Below are 14,952 nucleotides of genomic sequence, written 5' to 3'. Positions count from 1 at the left end.
CCATGAACACATCGAAGCGAACGAACCGTGGCGACGCACCCGACGCGACCGCCGAAAAGCAGGCCCGCATGCAGGCCGAGCAGGACCGCAAGGACGCAACGAAAAAAGCCGAGGGCAAACCCGCGGCCAAGGGCGGCGTGCAGGCCGGTCCGCGAGAGGAGCCCGACGAGCTGCCCGCGCAGCACATCCGAAAGCCGGGCCTGGAGGCCGAGTTGGAGCTGCAGCCCAAGTCGCACGCGCCCCACTACGAAGGAAGCAACAAGCTGCGCAACATGGCGGCGATCATCACCGGCGGCGATTCGGGCATCGGCCGCTCGGTGGCCATCCTCTTTGCCCGTGAAGGGGCGGACGTGGCGATCGTCTACCTCAATGAGCATGAGGATGCCCAGGAGACGAAGCGTTGGGTGGAAGCCGAGGGACGGCGCTGCATCCTCATCGCCGGCGACGTGAAGGATTCGGCCTTCTGCGACCAGGCGGTCGAGCAGACGGTGAAGGCCTTCGGAAAGCTGGACATCCTCGTCAATAACGCGGCCTTCCAGCTGCATGCGCAGTCGCTGGAGGACATCACCGACGAGCGCTTTGATGAGACGCTGCGCACCAACGTCTATGGCTACTTCCACATGGCGCGCGCTGCGCTGCCGCACCTGAAGCAAGGCGCGTCCATCATCAACACCGGCTCGGTGGTGGGCCTGGAGGGCAGCCCCAAGCTGCTGGACTACTCCACCACCAAGGGCGCGATCCATGCGTTCACGAAGTCGTTGGCATCCAACCTGATGGACAAGGGCATCCGCGTGAATGCAGTGGCGCCGGGGCCGGTGTGGACCCCGCTGAACCCGGCCGATGCGCCGGCCGAGAAGGTGGCGGAGTTCGGCAAGGGCACCGACATGAAGCGCGCCGCGCAGCCCGAGGAGCTCTCGCCGGCCTACGTGTTCCTGGCGGCGCCTTGCTGTTCGAGCTACATCTCGGGCATCGTGCTGCCGGTGACCGGCAGCGTGAATGCCATCTGAGCCGGTGGATGCTTGCTGGCCGCGGCAGCGGCCGGCGCCGACAATCGGCGCATGCCGCAACTGCGTTCTCTTCCTCCACCGGCCGCCGCCATTCATGAGTCACCGGCTCGCGTCAAGGGCCAGCCCGCCGATCCGCAGAAGTTCGCGGTGGATGTGAAGCCCAGCCGCATCGACGGACAGGGCGCCTTCGCGGCCCAGCCCATTCCCGCGCGGCGCAAGATCGGCGAAGTGAGGGGCGAGTCCATCAGCGTTCGCGAGGCGAGGCAGCGGGCGCGCGGGCAGGCCCGCATCATGATGGTCGAGGTGAGTGACAAGCGGGCCATCGATGCGTCGCACTCCACCGACCCGATGCGCTTCACCAACCACTCCTGCCAGCCCAACGCGGTGATGCGCATCCGACAGGGGCGCGTGGAGTTCTATGCGATGCGTGACATCGCCGCCGGTGAAGAACTGACCGTGAACTACGGCGAGACCCACCACGAAGGCCGGCTGCGCTGCCGCTGCGGCGCGCCGGGGTGTCTCGGCAGCCTCTAGCGCACCGCGGCCCGGGCGGCCGCGCTCATGTGCGCCCGGTGCATCTCTTCACGCGTGTGGGGCGTCTGCCGGCCCGAGAGCTTGAGCGCCAGGCGCGTGACCATGTCGTGCGTGGTGGAGGCCGGTGCGTGGATGGGCGTGAGGGCGAGCCAGAACCCCATGCCCACCGGCAACCACAGCGGCACGCGGGCGTGCCGCGAGCGGGCCATCCACAGCGTGGAAATGCTGACCGCACTGCCGATGGCCAGGCCTGCGACCACCTCGGACCAGGAGTGCGCTTCGATCACCACCCGCGAAACGCCGATGACCAGTGCCAGCACGAAGCCTGAGAGCCAGGCGGCCTTCTGCCAGCGGGGCGGCTGGGCCGCGGCGGTGAGGTAGAACAACGGCGGATAGACGGCGGCGGAGAACATCGAATGCCCCGAGATGCCGGTGAAGTCCAGTGCCGCGCTGCCGATGCCCCAGCCCATGAAGGCCACCTTGGTGATGGTGGTGACGACGGCCGCGCCGCTCATCCACGCCAGCCAGCGCACCACCACCGGCCGCGCCTCGTCGCGGCGTGCGAGCCACAGGCACATCACGAGCGCGATGGGCAGCAGGATTTGTGCTTCGCCGAAACGGCTGATGAAGAACCAGGATTCCATGCCGCGATGCTAGCGCGCATCGCAGCACGGGAAGCTGACCGCCGTGCGGATCAGCGCTGCTGGAACAGCACCAGCTTGGTGTCTCGCGTCTGGCCGTTGCCGGAGACTTTCAGTTCGACCTCGTAGCGCATGCCGGGGATGGGCATCTGCGGTGAGATGGCGAAGCTGAAGTTGCCGTCCGCGTCGGCGGTGATGCGGTCGCTGTACAGCCGCTGCGCAGTGCCGATCATGCCCACCACCGATGCGACGCCGACGACCTCCGCATCGATGGTCGCGCCCGGTGCCGTCTTGCCGCGGATCACCACCGGTGCACCCGCCGGTACCGTGGTGTTCGGCGCGTGGCTGGTGATGGTCAAGGGCAGGCCGATGGCGGCCGTCGGCTGCTGCTCGACGCTGAAGGTCCAGGCGCTGCGCACCGCGTTGCCGGCCGCGTCCTTGGCGGTCACGTCGGCCACGTAGCGGCCCGGCGCCAGCTCGCTGCGATAGGTGAAGAAGTCGCGCGAGACGCTCGCGTTGGCCGTGACGTCGTGGCCGCCCAGCACGATCCTCACGGTCTTGGGGTCCACGCCCAGGCCGCCGCGGTCGTCGAAGGTGCCCGACACGGATACCGGGCCGGTGGCATGCACCGTCTCGCCGTCGTGCGGCTGCTGGTTGCGGATGGTCGGCGGGCGCGAGTCCACCAGCATCTGGTTGCGCGTGAGGTTGCTGCGCACGGCCTGGCCGCCGCCTTCCAGCGTGGCGACGATGGGCACGCCGCCGATCACGCGGTCCAGGCGCTTGAGGGTGTAACTGCCTTCATAGCGGCCGGGCGACACCTCGCGCATGGGAATGCCGCTGGCCACGTTCTCGATGCTGAAGGTGGCCTTCTGCCCCGGGGTCCCGTCGGCACTGAACTTGAGTTCGGTGCCGGGCTCCAGCTTGTCCACTGGCGTGGCGACGAAGCGGTTCAACGCGAGCTGCACCGGCTTGGCCGGCTGCGGCGCGGCGGCCACCGGCGTCGGCGCTGCATTGAGCCGGGCCAGGGTGCTGGAGCTGCTGCGGCCGTTGCGGCGCAGGGTCACGGTGGCGCTGGAGCCGGCGTTGGCGCGGTCGTTCGGGCGCAGCGTGTAGCCGCCTTCGTAGACGCCGTCGTCCACCTCGTTGAGCACCAGGGTGCGCGACACGCCGCCCACGCGCACGGTCACGCGCGAGCCCGGTGTTCCCTGCACTCGGAAAAATAGTTCGTTGCCTGGTGCCACCGCCGGCGCCTGCTCCATCTCGAAGCCGGTGATCTGCGGTGGCGGCGTGACCACGCGCCGTGCAGCGAATGCCGGCTCGACGGGGGCAAGAACGAGGGTGGAAAGGGACAGTGCGAGCGCACAAAGGCGCGGAGCGTGAAGCCAACGACGCATGACGGCCTCCTGTTGTGGGTGTGCCACAAGAGGGGCAAGCCGCGCGCCCGGCACGGCGTTTCAACGATTCGACGTCAGCGTGCGGCTCGGGTGTTGCCGTAGCGGTGGCAGTGCAGCAGGCTCATGGCCAGGCCCGCCAGTTCGGGGTTGCCGCGGCGCTTGGCGAAGATGAATCGCTCGCGGGCATAGATGCGGTCGAAGGCCAGCGCCGAGACGTGCGCCAGGTAGCCTTCGGCGGCCATCAGCGCGCAGAAGCGCTCCAGGGTTTTCACGTCGGCCTGCAGCGGGCGGGCCGACGCGGGCAGCAGGCGCTCGATGACCAGGCAGCCGCCGGCCTGCTTCACCCGCATCGGGACGGGGCCGGTGCTGGCGCGCAAGGGTTTGGATGTGGGGCGGTGGCTCATGGTTCGCTCGCTGTCACGGCGTGAACGGCGCCGGCATGGCACCTGTGGACACGATAGTCCTTGCAGCGGCGCCGTGAAGCGTGGAAACGCGAGTCTTTCGTGGCGCATTTCGCGCTGCGACCCACCGCTTCGTCAATCGCGGGTGGCCTGTGCGCGATGGGCCTGCATTTCGAGAAACAAATACACACCGCTGGCAATGAGCAGGGGCGCGAGGTAGTAGATGCCGCGATAGGCCAGCAAGGCGGCCAGCACCTCGCCGCGCGACAGCGGCGGCACCAGCAGCGTGACGAACACCGCTTCCAGCACGCCCAACCCGGCCGGCACGTGGGCCAGGACCCCGGCCAGTGCCCCGGCGAGCAGCGTGGCCAGCACGAGAACGTAGTCCACGCGGCCTTGCAGCAGCACCCACAGCATGCCGCCCATCAGCATCCAGTTCAGGCTGGACAGGGCGATCTGCAAGGCGGCCAGCCTGGCAGGAGGCAGAGAGATCACACGGCCGCGCAGCACCCACTCGCGACGCCGCGCCTTGGCGCAGATGACGACATAGGCGAGTGCTGCCAGTGCCATCACCCCCCCGATGACCCTTGCGGCGCCTGCGCTGAAGTCCCAGCCGGGTGGCGGCGCGATCACGCCGGCGGCAAACACCGAGCCGGCCACCAGCAGGTAGCCCAGCCAATTGGTGGCCATGCTGAGCGCCAGGATTCGACCGATGTCGCCCGGCCCCAGGCCCAGCCGTGAATACAGCCGCCAACGAAAGCCCAGGCCGCCCACCAGCGTGCCGAAGCTGAGGTTGAAGGCGTAGCTCACCGAGGTCACGGCCAGCACCTGCCGCAGGGGCAGGCGATGCCCGGTCCAGGCGCGGCCGAGCAGGTCGAAGCTGCTGTAGACGAGGTGGCTGACGGCCGCCAGCCCCGCTGCGCCTGCGAGGGTGGACGCCGGGTAGGCGGCGAGCGCCGTCCACACCTCGTCCCAGTCGACGCGTCTGGCCAACGCGACGAGCAACGCGGCGACGCCGATGAGGAACACGATGGTCAGCAGCCGGCGCAGCCGCGCCCACCAGGGACGCGGGGTGGCCGGCGGTGCGATGCGTTCGGCGAGCGCGTGCCGGGTCATGCCACGGGCTCGGTCTGCGCGCTGTGCCGCGCCGGCCGGCAGGGAGGGTCGTCCGCGTTCACCATGTCCACGCCATCGCGCCACTGCCAGGTCTGCGCCGCCGGGGGCATGGGTCGTTCGGCAGCGAAGTCGCTCGCGGGCGCCAGCGTGGGTTCGTGGGCGGGCAGCCAGCCAGCCCACGCGGGAAAGCGCCGCAGCACGTGGAAAGCCAGGACGCTGGCGGCGAGTTGCCACCAGTGGCGTGCCTTCGCGTGGTGAGGATCGATTTCCTGGCAGCTGTGGTCCATCAGCGCATGCAGTCGTTCGCGCAAGGTCGCGTTGAAGCCGCGGTCGCGGATGACGACGTTGGCTTCCAGGTTCAACGCCAGGCTCAGCGGGTCGAGGTTGCTGGATCCCACGGTGGCCCATTCGTCGTCTGCGAGCGCGACCTTTCCGTGCAGCGGCCGGTCGCAGTATTCGTGGATGCGCACCCCACCGCGCAGCAGATGATCGTAAAGCATGCGTGCCGCGATCTTCACAATGGGCATGTCGGGCTGTCCCTGCAGGATCAGGCTGACCTTCACGCCGCGGCGCGCGGCGCGCCGCATGTCCTTGATCAACCGATAGCCCGGAAAGAAGTAGGCGTTGGCGATGATGACCTCGCGCCGCGCGGACCGCAGCGCGATGCGGTAGTGGCGCTCGATGTCGTTGTGGTGTTCGCGGTTGTCGCGGGTGACGAAGAGGGCCTGGCCGCCGTCGCTGCCCGGGGCCGGCGCGGCCAGGGTCTCAGGCTTCTCGGCATGCTCTCGGTGCTGCCACCACCGGCGCCTCCCCTGGCCCATTGCGATGGCCTCGTGCACGAAGCGGTGAATGTCTGCCACCACCGGCCCTTCGACTTCCACCGCGTAGTCTTGCTTGGCCTCGGGCCCGAAGTCCGCCAGGTGGTCGGCCGAGTAGTTGATGCCGCCCACGAAGGCTCGCCGTCCGTCCACCACCACGATCTTGCGGTGCATGCGGCGGAACAGGTTGGTCCGCAGCCGACCGAACATCTTGGGCTTGGCGTCGAACACATGCAGCCGCACGCCGGCCTCGGTGAGCGAGTGGACGAAGGCGGTGCTCAGGTCCGGCGAGCCGTAGCCGTCCATCGTCACGTCCACCCGCACGCCGCGCCGGGCCGCGGCCAGCAGGCATTCGTGCAGCGCGAGGCCCACCTTGTCTTCGTAGAGGATGAAGGTTTCGAGGATGACCTCTTGCTGCGCCGATTCAATGGCCTCGAACACGGCCGGGAAGAATGCCTCGCCGTTCTCCAGCAGCCTGAACCGGTTCCCGCCCTTCCAGCGCGGTGCGCTCATACCAACACCTCCGCTGCCAGTGGCGCATGGTCCGACAGGTGCGACCACGGCTTGTTCGGCAGCACGATGGGCCGGTGCACGTGGGCATTGCGCACGTAGATGCGGTCCAGCTGCAGCAACGGCAAGTGCGCGGGGAAGGTCCGGGCCGCGCGGCCGTTCGCGTGCACGAAGACCTCGCGCACGTTCAGGCAGCGTTCGATCTGCCGGTGGCCCTTCATGCGCCAGTCATTGAAGTCACCGGCGATGACCAGCGGCGCATCGGTGGGAATCTCGTCGCGAACCATCTCGCACAGCACGTCGATCTGCTGCTGCCGGTGCGACTCCTGCAGCCCCAGGTGAACGCACACCGCGTGCACATCCAGTCCGTGGCCGGGGATGCGGCACACGCAATGCAGCATGCCGCGTTCCTCGTGCCCATGGACCGACACGTCGCGGTTCTCGTGCCGCACGATCGGAAACTTCGACAGCACGGCATTGCCGTGGTGTCCGTCGGGGTACACGGCATTGCGGCCATAGGCATAGCTCGTCCAGATGGTGTCGGCCAGAAACTCGTAGTGGGAATTCGCGGGCCAGTTGGCGATGCGCGCCGCATGCAGGTCGTGGCTGCCCAGCACCTCCTGCAGGAAGACGATGTCGGCCGATACCGCATGCACGGCGTCGCGCAGCTCGTGCAGGATGAATCGCCGGTTGAAGATCGTGAAGCCCTTGTGGGTGTTCACGGTCAGGATGCGGAACGACAGGGTGGTCGGGTTCTGGGTCATGGTCGTGCCTGCCAAGGCAGGTGGCTTCATCCCCTGCCGTCGGCAAGCACCGTTCCTACCGGTCCGGGAGCGCGGATTGCTGGAGACAGTTCAATCCAGCTTGTCGGAGACGACCATGCGCTTTCGCACCCTCTTCCTGTTCGTGGTGATCGGCCTCACCGTGCTGTTCGCCCTGCTGAACTGGCCCGCGTTCACCGAACCTGCCACCTTGTCGCTGGTCTTCGGCACCGTGCAGGCGCCGGTGGGCGTGATCATGCTGTGCGTGACGTTCCTGCTGGGCGCGATGTGCCTGGCCTACCTCATCTACATCCAGGGCACGGCGCTGCTGGACGCGCGTCGCCACACGAAGGAATTGCAGGCCCAGCGCGACCTGGTGGACAAGGCGGAAGCGTCGCGCTTCATGGAACTGCACACCTTCGTGGCCGATGAAATGAAGGCCCAGGCGCAAATGCATGCGGACATGCGTGCACAGCTCATGGCGCGCCTGGAGCTGCTCGAACAGCACACGCGGGTCGCGATGCAGGAGACCGGCAATTCGCTGTCGGCTTACATCGGCGAACTGGAAGACCGCCTGGAGCACCGGCACGGCAACGGCTTGCCGGGTGACCCGACGGCGCATTGACGACCCGTCAACGACCCGTTGGCGGCGCGCTGCGGCCTCAGGCCGAGGGCGTGCCGCGGATGATGGCGATGGGCGCACCCTGCACGTCGAACATCGCCGCGAAGCGGCCCACGCCGGGCACGTCCATCGGCGGCATGAAGACGATGGCACCCAGGGACGCGGCCTTGTCCGCGCTGGCGTCGCAATCTTCGACGTGCACGTAGGGCAACCACAGCGGCGGCACCTGGTCGTCGCGCACCTGGAAGATGCCTGCGCGCGGCTTGCCGGCGGCATGCAGCACGTAGTAGTCGCCGCCCTCGCCCATGCTCATCACCTCGTGGGTATGGCCGAAGGCGGCTTCATAGAACGACAGCGCCTTCTTCGCGTCGCGTGTCCACAGCTCGTTCCAGTACCAGTCGCCGAAGGGCACCTGGGCCGCATCGGGATCGTCGTCGCGAGCGGAGGTCCACAGGCAGAAGCTGGCGCCCGTCGGGTCGACCAATCCGCTGCCGCGGCCCACATCGCCGAAGTCGGTGGGCGGCAGCGTTTCGGTGGCGCCGTGGGCCAGGGCCTTGGCATGGCTGGCGTCGACGCTGTCCACCGACAGGTAGGACATCCAGTGGTTGGGCATGCCGGGCATGGCGGTGCGGAACCCACCGATGCCGCTGCTGCGGTTCTGGATCATGTGATAGGCCTGGTCGCCCATGGGCATGGATTCGACGTGCCAGCCGAACAGCTGCTGGTAGAAGGATCGGGCCTTGGCGACGTCATCGCTGACATGCTCGAACCAGACGAACTTTCCGGGGAGGCGAGAGAGTTTGGCGGTCATGGCTGGGCCTTTGTGCGTGCGGGACGGAGGAAGAACCTTAGTCATTCGTCGGGCGGGTCGCAAGTGGGGCCGTTTTGCCGTCATCCTCGTGCGCAATGAAAAAGAGCCGCCTGGGTCGCAGGCGGCTCCGGTTGACGATCAGGCGGGGATCAGAACCCGTGGCGGATGCCGAACTCGAAGCCCTTCGAATCATGGCCGGTGGTGATGGCCGGTGCCGAGGCGACCGCGAAGGTCGCGTTGCCCTTGTTGCTCACGCGTGCGTAGGTCGTGTACAGCGCGGTGCGCTTGGACAGGTGGTGGATGTAGCCGATGGCGATCTGGTTCGCGTCGTTCGAGTCGATGCCGGTGCCCTTGGCATTGGCGCGGACGTAGGAGGCGCGGATCTGGCCCACGCCCACCGGCACGATGGTGCCGATCTCCAGCACGTCGAGCTTGAAGTTGCCGTACTTCGTTTCACCGTAGATGCCCAGGACCTTGGCCGGACCGAAGTCGTAGGACGCGCCGAAGTCGTAGACACGGACCTGGTCTTCGCCGGCGATGACCGGGGTGACCTTGGTTTCGCCCAGCGCGGCCGACACGTCCAGCGGGCCTGCGGTGTAGCCGGCGCGGCCGCCGACGTAGCGCTTGCCCGATGCGCCTTCACCTGCAGCCACCGACACCTGGCCGTAGAAGCCGCCGAGGTTCTTCGGGGTGAAGTAGCTCACGAGGTTGTCGGCACGCGTGCCGGTGTCGATGCTCGCGCCGCCGATGGACGACACGAAGAACTTGTCGACCGCGGCCACGCCGTTGGAGCCGAAGGTGTCGTAGTTGGTGTAGCCGTTGTAGGTGGGCGTGAAGTCACGGCCCAGGCGCACTTCGCCGGCTTCGTCGGAGATCAGGCTGACGGTGCTGCGGCGGTTCCAGAAGCGGGTGGCATCCGAGGTGGTGCCGGTGTCGGGGTTGATGCCGGTTTCGAGCCAGAAGCCGGCCTTCAGGCCACCGCCGAGGTCTTCGATGCCGCGAAAGCCAAGGCGGCTGGTGTTGATGCCGCCGGCGCTCAGGGTCTTGAGCGAGCCGTTGCCGTTGTTCACCACGCGTGCGTTGGCATCGATGACGCCGAACAAGGTGACGCTGGAGGTGGCCGATTGCGCGCAAGCCGCGGCAGAAGCCAGGGCCAGCACAGCGAGGGTGGAAACTTTCTTCATGATCGTCCTTCAAGCCTGTTTGAGTGATGCGCCCGCAGCAGACCGCAGGGTTTGCTGCAGGGACTGGACGAAGCTTAGGAAGGGGGCGTTGCGTTCCCGTGGTGCGCAATCGAAACGAGGGGGGCCTGTCTCGGCCCGCGCCGCCCCGTTTTGGCACAGGGCGTGAGCGGCGCGCCACAGGATTTCACATCACGCAGCGAGTGCCATCTGCAACTGGGCCTTGGCGCGGAACGCCCAGCGCGGGCCCTGGCGCAGGGTGTCCAGCTCGTTGGTCGATGCCTTGGCGAAGAACATCGCTTCATCCAGGCCCAGGCGTTCGAAGGCGCGGCGCTGCAGCAGCGAACGGCGGCGTGCGTTGCCTTCGAGCGCATAGCCGTCGCCGCCTGAATCCGCGAGCAGCATGGCGGTGCGGCGCAGGTTGTCCAGCGCGGCGGCGGTGAGTGCGGGAATGGCGCGTGGTGCGGACAGCCGGCTTTGCACGATGAACGGGTTCTTGCCGACCACCAGGCCCCAGGGGCGCAGCCCGTCGGCGACGTCGACGCACAGCGCCTCGAGCTTGGTGAGCCCGAAGTCGCGCGACAGCTGCATGCGCAGTGCGAGCCATGGGTAGTCGCGCCGCACTTCCTCGATGGCGCTGCGGGCTTCCGCCGCGGAACCGCGCAGCGGCAGGTGCAGCGAGCTGAGCAGTTCCAGCGCGTGGTCGTCACCTTCGGTCGCGGCCTTGTGCAGCCAGCCGATGGCCTGTTCCGTCTCCGCCAGTGCGCCGGACGACTTCAGCATCAGTGCGCCGAGCTTGGTCTGTGCCTGCCGGTTGCCCACGTGCGCCGCCTTCTCCAGGCAGAAGCGGGCGAGCTGCGCATTGGCGATGGGCAGCTTCTGGTCGGCGTGCAATCGGTACAGGTGCAGCCAGGCGTCGGTCCAGCCCGCATCGGCCGCGCGAAACAACAAGGCGGTGCCGCGGCGCAGCGCGGCAGCGGCGGCGAGGTCGCTGGCGGCGAGGCCGTCGGCATCGATGCCGCACAGCGCGCGGCCGAGCGCGAACGCGGCCCACGAGTCGCCCTGGTGGGCGCGGCGGTCGAGGCTGGCTTCCACGGTTTCGGGGCTCAGTCGATTCACCTGGCCTTGCTGCGCGGCGGCCAGGCGCGTGGCCTGCACCACGAGGTCGTCGAGTTCGATGCTGCCCTTGGGCTGCAGGCTGGTGCCGGCCGCCAGCGCGTCCAGCAGATGATGAAGGTCCGTGGCGTCGAGCGCAGAGCGCGCAGCCATCAGCGCGATGGACTGCGCATCGATGCCTGTGTCGGCGGCCAGCGACATCAGCACGCGCTGCAAGGGCGAGCCGTGGGTGTCGCCTCGCTGCAGGGCGGCCAGCGCCTGCTGCGCGGCCTCGTGGCCGGCGGCGGCCGCCGCGGACACGAGCTTCCGGGCTTCAGGCTCGTCGCGTCCGACGGCGAGCGTCCACAGGCCTTGCTTGAATTTGCACACCGCGCTGTCGGTCCTGGCGGCGAAGGCGAGCAGCGGCAGCGCGTCGAGCTGCACGATCTCCTGAAGCGACAGGCTCTCACCGACGATGCGGGCGGCCTGTTCGTTGTGCCGCAGGCTGGCATGGGTCAGGTAGTCGAGGCCGGTTTGCACGTGGCGGGTGAAGCCTTCGATGCCGAGCAGGTAGCGGCGGCCGACTTCGATCCGGGCGATGGGGTCGCCCTGGCGGGCGAGTGCGATGAGTTGTACGTTCTGGCGGCGCATGACGTCGTAAAGGGTTGAATGTCACTGTGTCACTTGGATGCGACATAGGGTACGGCCCAATGGACGAGTCAAAAGCATCTGTTATTGCAACGCACACTTGCAAAAACAGGAACAAACGAAAAATGGGGATTCATCAAACTGTCGTTTGAATCAACGACAGTTGGCGGTGCACGCCTCGAATGTGCGATCACCGTCTTGGACGCGCACATTTGGCGAACGACCAGCACCAGCAAAAAGGCCCGGATAAAACATCCGGGCCTTTTGTTTTCAGTGCCGGTGCGAGTCCGCGTCCGGCGCCTTCAAGCCTGGCACCGGTCCCCCGCTGTCATGCGGCTGGTGCAGATGAGGCCGCTTCACCATCCTGTGCGTCCACTGCACCAGGTCATCCACGAAGGTGAAGATCACCGGGATCACCAGCAGGCTCAGGAAGGTGGAGGTGATCAGCCCGCCGATCACCACGATCGCCATCGGCGAACGGAAGCTCGGGTCCACGCCCAGGCCGATGGCGATGGGCAGCATGCCTGCGGCCATCGCGATGGTGGTCATCACGATGGGCCGGGCGCGCTTGTGGCATGCGTCCAGCAAGGCTTCCATGCGCGTCATGCCGCGGTCGCGCCGCGCCATGATGGCGTACTCCACCAGCAAGATGCTGTTCTTCGTCGCGATGCCCATCAGCATGATCAGGCCGATCATCGACGGCATCGACAAGGCGGTGTGCGTGATGAACAGCGCCAGGAACGCCCCCGGGATCGACAGCAGCAGCGCCGCCAGGATGGTCACCGGCTGCACGAAGTCCTTGAACAGCAGCACCAGCACGATGTAGATGCACAGCACGCCGGTGAGCATCGCCAGGCCGAAGCTGGCGAAGAGCTCGCCCATGGCTTCGGCATCGCCCACGCTGCGCTGGATCACGCCAGGCGGCAGCTTGGCCAGGCTGGGCATGGCCAGTGCGCGCTTCTCGACCTCGCCCAGCGGCTGGCCGTTGAGCTCGATCTCGAAGTTGATGTTGCGCAGCCGGTCATAGCGGTCGATCTGTGCCGGGCCGCTGTCGATGTCGAAGGTGGCCGCGTTGCCCAGCATCACCGGGCCCTTGGAGCCGGGCACCGACAGGCGCGACAGCAGGTCGAGGTCGGTGCGGGCTTCCGCAGGCAGCTTCACCACCACCGGCACCTGCCGCTGCGACAGGTTCAGCTTGGCCAGCGCCTGGTCGTAGTCGCCCGACAGCGCGATGCGCAGCGTGTCGGCGATGGCCGATGACGTGACGCCCAGGTCCGCCGCCTTGGCGAAGTCCGGCCGCACGATCACCTCCGGCCTCACCAGGCTCAGCGTGGACGTGACCGCGCCGATGCCGGGGATGGTGCGCAGGTCTTTTTCCACCAGGCGTGCATGCTCGACCAGCGTGCGGCCGTCTTCGCCGGCCAGCACCAGCAGGAACTTCTCCGCCGAGCCGCCGAAACCCACCTTCACACGGGCGCCGGGCAGGTCCACCAGGGCGTCGCGCAGCTGGGATTCGATGGCCTGCTTGCTCACGCCATGGCGCTCGCCGCGCGGCGTCATGTTGATGGTGAGGGTGGCCTTGCGCACGTCGCCGCTGCCGCTGGGCATGAACGGGTCGCTGCCGGTGGCGCCGCCACCGATCGCGGTGTAGATCAGCTTGACGTGCTTGTTCTTCGAGACGATTTCGCGCGCCTGCTCGGCGGCGGCAAAGGTCTGCTTGTAGGTGCTGCCCGGCGGCAGCGTGACGGTGACCTGCGTCTGCGAGAGATCGTCCGGCGGGATGAAGCCCGTGGGCAGCAGCCCCACCAGCATGAACGACGCGACGGTGAAGCCCACCGTGGCCAGCGTCACCTTGATGCGGTGCTTGAACGCCCACTGCGCCCAGCCCATGTACATCGTCATCCACTTCGGGTCCGGATGTTCGGGCTGGGGCTTGAGCACGTAGGCCGCCATCATCGGCGTGAGCATGCGCGCCACCACCAGCGAGAAGAACACCGCGATCGCGGCCGTCCAGCCGAACTGCACGAAGAACTTGCCCGGCACGCCGGCCATGAAGGCCGTGGGCAGGAACACCGCGATCAGCGTGAAGCTGGTGGCGATCACCGCCAGTCCGATCTCGTCGGCCGCTTCCATCGCCGCCTGGATCGGCGTCTTGCCCATGCGCAGGTGGCGCATGATGTTTTCGATCTCGACGATGGCGTCGTCCACCAGCACGCCCACCACCAGCGACAGCGACAGCAGCGTCACGACGTTGATGGTGAAGCCGAACCAGTACATCGCCGCGAAGGCCGGGATGATGGACAGCGGCAAGGCCGTGGCCGACACCAGCGTGGCGCGCCAGTTGCGCAGGAAGAACCACACCACCAGCACCGCCAGCGCCGCGCCTTCGTACAGCAGGTACATGGAGCCGTGGTAGTTCTCTTCCACCGGCTCCACGAAGTTGAAGGCCTCGGTGAAGGTGATCTCCGGATGAGCGACCTTGAGCTTCTCCAGCTCGGCGCGCACGCCCGATGCCACGTCCACCTCGCTGGCGCCGCGGCTGCGCACGATCTCGAAGCCCACCGCCTGCTTGCCGTTGATGAGCGCGCCCTGGCGGATCTCGCCGACGGTGTCGGTCACCGTGGCGACCTGGTCCAGGCGGATGTGCCGGCCGTCGCTCAGCGCGATGTCCATGGCCCGCAGCTCCTCGGCCGACTGCACCGTGGCGATGGTGCGCACCGACTGCTCGGCACCGCCCACGTCCGTGCGGCCGCCGGCGGCTTCGCGCTGCGTCTGCTTGAGCTGGCGCGAGATGTCGGCGGCGCTGGTGTTCAGCGCCTGCAGCCGCATCGGGTCGAGCTCGACGCGCACTTCGCGCGACACGCCACCCACGCGCGACACCGCGCCCACGCCCTTGACGCTGAGCAGCGCGCGCGAGACCTGGTTGTCCACGAACCACGACAGCGCCTCGTCGTCCATGCGCGAGGCCGCCACCGTGTAGGTCAGGATGGGCGTGCCCGCCAGTTCCATCTTGCTGATGACCGGATCGCGCAGGTCCGCGGGCAGGTCCGAGCGCACGCGCGAGACGGCATCGCGCACGTCGTCCACCGCCTGCTGCGTGGGCTTTTCCAGGCGGAACTCGGCCGTGACCGTGGCCACGCCGTCCTGCACGTTGGTGTAGATGTGCTTGACGCCTTGCAGCGTGGCGACCGAGTTCTCGATCTTGCGGGCCACGTCGGTTTCCAGCTGCGAGGGCGAGGCGCCGGGCAGCGAGGCGGTGACGATGACCGTGGGCAGGTCGATGTCGGGGAAGTTCTGGATCTTCATCGACTTGAAGCTCATCAGGCCCACCAGGGTGAGCATGATGAACAGCAGCATCGACGGGATCGGATTGCGTATGCTCCAGGACGAAACGTTCAGCATGTCCGTTCCTT

At 67.6% G+C, this 14,952-nt stretch carries 13 protein-coding genes; 3 read left to right on the top strand and 10 right to left on the bottom strand.

Annotated elements, in window-relative coordinates; all coding sequences use genetic code 11:
- The first annotated feature begins 2 nt into the window (after positions 1–2).
- Positions 3–1,007 carry an SDR family oxidoreductase gene (locus DZC73_RS13630; RefSeq protein ID WP_124540856.1) on the top strand — a complete coding sequence of 335 codons (1,005 nt, stop codon included), beginning with the start codon at positions 3–5 and terminating at the stop codon, positions 1,005–1,007.
- Between the two features lie 51 nt (positions 1,008–1,058).
- Complete coding sequence (locus DZC73_RS13625; protein WP_124540855.1) at positions 1,059–1,541, top strand: SET domain-containing protein; 483 nt, start codon at positions 1,059–1,061, stop codon at positions 1,539–1,541.
- Here the strand turns inward: DZC73_RS13625 and DZC73_RS13620 are convergent.
- The 6 genes from DZC73_RS13620 to DZC73_RS13595 form a co-directional block, all read right to left on the bottom strand.
- Positions 1,538–2,185 carry a phosphatase PAP2 family protein gene (locus tag DZC73_RS13620; RefSeq protein ID WP_124540854.1) on the bottom strand — a complete coding sequence of 216 codons (648 nt, stop codon included), beginning with the start codon at positions 2,183–2,185 and terminating at the stop codon, positions 1,538–1,540. The two genes, DZC73_RS13625 and DZC73_RS13620, sit on opposite strands and share 4 nt — an antisense overlap.
- Positions 2,186–2,235: 50 nt before the next feature.
- Complete coding sequence (locus DZC73_RS13615) at positions 2,236–3,576, bottom strand: hypothetical protein (RefSeq protein WP_124540853.1); 1,341 nt, start codon at positions 3,574–3,576, stop codon at positions 2,236–2,238.
- A gap of 74 nt (positions 3,577–3,650) precedes the next feature.
- On the bottom strand, positions 3,651–3,980 hold the full coding sequence (locus tag DZC73_RS13610) for a hypothetical protein (RefSeq protein WP_124540852.1): 330 nt from the start codon (positions 3,978–3,980) through the stop codon (positions 3,651–3,653).
- Between the two features lie 132 nt (positions 3,981–4,112).
- The gene (locus DZC73_RS13605) at positions 4,113–5,093 is read right to left on the bottom strand and encodes a lysylphosphatidylglycerol synthase domain-containing protein (RefSeq protein ID WP_124540851.1); all 981 of its coding nucleotides are present in this window, start codon (positions 5,091–5,093) and stop codon (positions 4,113–4,115) included.
- Positions 5,090–6,424 carry a cardiolipin synthase ClsB gene (clsB, locus tag DZC73_RS13600; RefSeq protein WP_124540850.1) on the bottom strand — a complete coding sequence of 445 codons (1,335 nt, stop codon included), beginning with the start codon at positions 6,422–6,424 and terminating at the stop codon, positions 5,090–5,092. The genes DZC73_RS13605 and clsB overlap by 4 nt, the downstream gene beginning before the upstream one ends.
- Positions 6,421–7,185 carry an endonuclease/exonuclease/phosphatase family protein gene (locus tag DZC73_RS13595; protein WP_124541145.1) on the bottom strand — a complete coding sequence of 255 codons (765 nt, stop codon included), beginning with the start codon at positions 7,183–7,185 and terminating at the stop codon, positions 6,421–6,423. The genes clsB and DZC73_RS13595 overlap by 4 nt, the downstream gene beginning before the upstream one ends.
- Positions 7,186–7,300: 115 nt before the next feature.
- On the opposite strand from DZC73_RS13595, the gene DZC73_RS13590 reads away from it, so the two are divergent.
- Positions 7,301–7,807, top strand: coding sequence for a LapA family protein (locus tag DZC73_RS13590; protein ID WP_124540849.1), 507 nt, complete (start codon positions 7,301–7,303; stop codon positions 7,805–7,807).
- A 37-nt stretch (positions 7,808–7,844) separates the two neighbouring features.
- Here the strand turns inward: DZC73_RS13590 and DZC73_RS13585 are convergent, their stop codons facing one another.
- The 4 genes from DZC73_RS13585 to DZC73_RS13570 form a co-directional block, all read right to left on the bottom strand.
- Positions 7,845–8,615: a VOC family protein gene (locus DZC73_RS13585; RefSeq protein WP_124540848.1), complete on the bottom strand. Its 771-nt coding sequence runs from the start codon at positions 8,613–8,615 to the stop codon at positions 7,845–7,847.
- A gap of 149 nt (positions 8,616–8,764) precedes the next feature.
- On the bottom strand, positions 8,765–9,799 hold the full coding sequence (locus DZC73_RS13580; protein ID WP_124540847.1) for a porin: 1,035 nt from the start codon (positions 9,797–9,799) through the stop codon (positions 8,765–8,767).
- A 189-nt stretch (positions 9,800–9,988) separates the two neighbouring features.
- On the bottom strand, positions 9,989–11,542 hold the full coding sequence (locus DZC73_RS13575) for an SEL1-like repeat protein (RefSeq protein ID WP_124540846.1): 1,554 nt from the start codon (positions 11,540–11,542) through the stop codon (positions 9,989–9,991).
- A gap of 267 nt (positions 11,543–11,809) precedes the next feature.
- The gene (locus DZC73_RS13570; RefSeq protein ID WP_198414851.1) at positions 11,810–14,941 is read right to left on the bottom strand and encodes an efflux RND transporter permease subunit; all 3,132 of its coding nucleotides are present in this window, start codon (positions 14,939–14,941) and stop codon (positions 11,810–11,812) included.
- Between the last annotated feature and the right edge of the window lie 11 nt (positions 14,942–14,952).

The organism is Rhizobacter terrae, assembly GCF_003852895.1.
GTDB lineage: Bacteria > Pseudomonadota > Gammaproteobacteria > Burkholderiales > Burkholderiaceae_C > Albitalea > Albitalea terrae.
Note: the sequence above shows the minus strand (reverse complement) of the source record. Positions and strands in the feature narration are given on the sequence as shown.

Coding starts and splice junctions, on each gene's coding strand:
- DZC73_RS13590 (WP_124540849.1), top strand. CDS start 7,301: ATGCGCTTTCGCACCCTCTTCCTGTTCGTGGTGATCGGCCTCACCGTG.
- DZC73_RS13570 (WP_198414851.1), bottom strand. CDS start 14,941: ATGCTGAACGTTTCGTCCTGGAGCATACGCAATCCGATCCCGTCGATG.
- DZC73_RS13575 (WP_124540846.1), bottom strand. CDS start 11,542: ATGCGCCGCCAGAACGTACAACTCATCGCACTCGCCCGCCAGGGCGAC.
- clsB (WP_124540850.1), bottom strand. CDS start 6,424: ATGAGCGCACCGCGCTGGAAGGGCGGGAACCGGTTCAGGCTGCTGGAG.
- DZC73_RS13630 (WP_124540856.1), top strand. CDS start 3: ATGAACACATCGAAGCGAACGAACCGTGGCGACGCACCCGACGCGACC.
- DZC73_RS13615 (WP_124540853.1), bottom strand. CDS start 3,576: ATGCGTCGTTGGCTTCACGCTCCGCGCCTTTGTGCGCTCGCACTGTCC.
- DZC73_RS13595 (WP_124541145.1), bottom strand. CDS start 7,185: ATGACCCAGAACCCGACCACCCTGTCGTTCCGCATCCTGACCGTGAAC.
- DZC73_RS13620 (WP_124540854.1), bottom strand. CDS start 2,185: ATGGAATCCTGGTTCTTCATCAGCCGTTTCGGCGAAGCACAAATCCTG.
- DZC73_RS13610 (WP_124540852.1), bottom strand. CDS start 3,980: ATGAGCCACCGCCCCACATCCAAACCCTTGCGCGCCAGCACCGGCCCC.
- DZC73_RS13585 (WP_124540848.1), bottom strand. CDS start 8,615: ATGACCGCCAAACTCTCTCGCCTCCCCGGAAAGTTCGTCTGGTTCGAG.
- DZC73_RS13625 (WP_124540855.1), top strand. CDS start 1,059: ATGCCGCAACTGCGTTCTCTTCCTCCACCGGCCGCCGCCATTCATGAG.
- DZC73_RS13580 (WP_124540847.1), bottom strand. CDS start 9,799: ATGAAGAAAGTTTCCACCCTCGCTGTGCTGGCCCTGGCTTCTGCCGCG.
- DZC73_RS13605 (WP_124540851.1), bottom strand. CDS start 5,093: ATGACCCGGCACGCGCTCGCCGAACGCATCGCACCGCCGGCCACCCCG.